The sequence below is a fragment of the Thermomicrobiales bacterium genome, from assembly GCA_023954495.1.
In the GTDB taxonomy this organism is placed as follows: domain Bacteria; phylum Chloroflexota; class Chloroflexia; order Thermomicrobiales; family CFX8; genus JAMLIA01.
Genome location: JAMLIA010000150.1, coordinates 1 through 2,353, shown reverse-complemented (window position 1 = coordinate 2,353; position 2,353 = coordinate 1). Strand labels below are relative to the sequence as shown.

3 protein-coding genes are annotated in these 2,353 nt (G+C 64.8%); all 3 read right to left on the bottom strand.

All coding sequences use genetic code 11. The features are described 5' to 3' along the window. Positions 1-712, bottom strand: a 712-nt coding sequence (locus M9890_15745) for an acyl-CoA dehydrogenase family protein (protein ID MCO5178408.1), incomplete at its 3' end; no start/stop codon positions are given. A gap of 98 nt (positions 713-810) precedes the next feature. Beyond that, a complete protein-coding gene (locus M9890_15740; protein MCO5178407.1) occupies positions 811-1,764 on the bottom strand; it encodes a lamin tail domain-containing protein in 954 nt (317 codons plus the stop codon). A 111-nt stretch (positions 1,765-1,875) separates the two neighbouring features. After that, positions 1,876-2,353, bottom strand: a 478-nt coding sequence (gene radC / locus M9890_15735; protein ID MCO5178406.1) for a DNA repair protein RadC, incomplete at its 5' end; no start/stop codon positions are given.

The window sequence follows — 2,353 nt, the reverse complement described above, 5'->3', positions numbered from 1 at the left end:
CGAACACACCCATCGCGATCAGGAAACCGGCACCCTCTTCGCCCAGCAGATTGCGTTCCGGCACGACGACATCATTGAAGAACACTTCCGCCGCCGGTGACGAGCGCTGCCCGAGCTTCGGCAGCGGGTTGCCGACATCGAGGCCCGGCGTCTCGCGCTCGACCAGAAACGCGCTGATCCCCCTGCGGCCCGCCTCGGGATCGGTCTTGGCAAACACGACGAAGAAGTCGGCGTGCGGCGCGTTCGAGATCCAGATCTTGCTGCCATTCAGCACGTAGTCATCGCCAACGCGCTTTGCCCGCGTCGTCACGCCCGACACGTCCGAGCCGACCGCCGGCTCGGTCAGCGCGTAGGCACCCAGTGCACCCTCGTTCAAGCGTCCGAGATACTCGTGCTTCTGATCGTCCCGACCAGCCAGCAGGATCGGATCGGCTGCCAACGTGTTGATGCCCAGCGAGGTGGCGATGCCGGCGCAGCCCCAGCCAAACTGCTCGGAGACCAGCGCGAGTGTCATCAGCGACGCACCAGCCCCGCCGTATTCCTCTGGGACGGTCAGCGAAGTCAGCCCGGCCTGTGCGGCACGCTGCAGGATCTCGCGCGGGAAGCGGTGCTGCTGGTCGTACTCAGCCGCGACCGGCACAATCTCGCGTTCGGTGAATTCGCGCGCCAGCGCCTGAGCGGTGCGTTGCTCGTCGGTGAGCCGGAAGTCCATCAGTGTCTCCCTTCGGACGGCGGCAGTCGTTGCCGCCTCTGCACGCTGCAATCGAGGCTCGGGGCGTCATCGCCACGCGGGCGCTGTGGAGTGTGGCGCTATTCCGCAGGTACGGCGTTCCCATAGCAGTGGCGATCGACGAGCGCTCCGCTGGCGTCGTAGAGGTACGCGCAGTCGCCATCGTTGTTCCACCAGCGGTTGTTTCGCCCGACGTAGAGAGCGTCCCCGCCATCATCCCCGCGCGCCATATAGACATTCACGCGACCACCGGTTGCCAGGTCGAACGACGGGAATGTGTAGACGTGCTTCTCGCCATCGTCGGTCAGCCGCCAGCCGGCCAGATTGACCATCCCGGCACTCTCGTTGCCAATAACGATCCACTCGCTACCGTGATCATGCCCATCTGCACCGTGGTGCAACTCCACGATCTGCACCGATTGCACCGTCGCATCCGACTGCCCGACGAACGACATCGGCGCAGCGACTGACTCCGCGCCGGTCGCATCCGCGCTCGCATCGGCCGTCGTCTCCTGACCTGCTGGTGCCTCATCAACCACCGGAAGCGTCGCCGTCACCTCTGCTGGCGAATCAGTGGTCGCCCAGTCGCGCTCGGAGAGTTCCGTGCCGACAACGGGTATAGCCGGCTCAGTTGTCAGCACACTCGGCGCAGCGGCCACAGCCGGCGCTGGTTGCTCCGTCTCGGGCAGGTCACCACCTGCCGCCAATGTAGCCGCCATCCCGGCGTCCTCGACAGCCGTGACGTCGATTGACGATAGCGCCGCAGACTTGGCGGCAGCGTCACCAACTCCGTCGGCCACCGCTTCCGTGGCGTAGAGCAATCTCGTATGAGTCACGTCGGCGCTCGTCGGTGCCGACGTGCTGCCACTCGCCAGCAGCTCAGCCGTCTCATCACCCGACGCAACTACGCCGTTACCAACGAATCTGGACGAGGCGACATCCTTCTGCCCGCGTGACAGAAAGATCATCGCCAGACCAATAACCATGAAGGCAACAAGTAGCCCTATTGTCCACCACTGGGCGGAATCGCTCATCGCGAACCTCCATCACCTGTTCCTACCGAGTTCTCTCGTGCCTCCCACGCACTCCCCGCGTCCATCATCTGCGAGGCATGCGAATTACGCAACTGCATGGGGAATAGGCCGTCACCTCCCCGTCGGAAAGCCCAGCCCGAGCCGGCGCAGGGACACCCAGCGACCATCGCCGATGATGAGGTGGTCGATGAGATCGATGTCCAGCAGCGTGGCGGCGCGGGCGAGCTCGGCGGTGAGCGAAACATCGGCGCTGGATGGCGTCGGGTCGCCGCTGGGGTGGTTGTGCGCGATCGCGATGGCTGGGCTGTTGGCCCGCACTGCCTCGCGGAACACTTCGGCCACACGCACCTGCGCGCTGTTCACGCTGCCCTGATACACAGTAACGACACGCGCAAGGCGATGCTTCGTATCAAGCACGGCGACACGCAACTCTTCATGCTCCAGCGCAACCATCATCGGCTGAAAAAGAACGGCCAGGTCTTCCGGCCCACGGATTTGCGCGCGCTCCTCCGGCGTGATCTGGGCGATGCGCTTGCCCAGCTCGATCGATGCCAGCAGCTTGATCGCCTTGGCCGGACCGAGCCCATGC